At 65.7% G+C, this 321-nt stretch carries 1 protein-coding gene; it reads left to right on the top strand.

Annotated features, from left to right (window positions below; all coding sequences use genetic code 11):
- Positions 1 to 309 (top strand): cyclic nucleotide-binding domain-containing protein (locus EN804_RS35835; protein ID WP_135922388.1); only part of this gene is annotated, 309 nt, incomplete at its 5' end.
- Positions 310 to 321 lie beyond the last annotated feature (12 nt).

The following is a 321-nucleotide window of genomic DNA, read 5'->3' as shown; positions in this document are numbered from 1 at the left end:
GACTCGGCCTATGTCGTGGTCAGCGGCTTGATCGCGCTCTACCGCGAGCAGGGCGGCGAGCGCGTCCCGATCGGCACGGCCGGCCCGGGCGCCATGCTCAGCGAGCTCGCCCTGATCGCCGACACCAGACGTTTGACCAGCGCCTCTGCCGCGGCCGATTCGGAAGTCATCCGTCTCAGCCGCAAGATGTTCCGTCGCATCCTGGAGGAATATCCGGAACTGGCGGTGCAGCTGCATGAGCGCATCCTGGAAGAATTCCAGCAGATGATCGCCCGCATCGAGGAACTCGCGCCGCGCTTTACAGGGTGACGCGCGAGAGAC

Origin of the sequence: Mesorhizobium sp. M8A.F.Ca.ET.161.01.1.1, assembly GCF_004792105.1 — a bacterium.
GTDB lineage: Bacteria > Pseudomonadota > Alphaproteobacteria > Rhizobiales > Rhizobiaceae > Mesorhizobium.
This window is presented reverse-complemented; position numbering and strand designations above follow the sequence as displayed.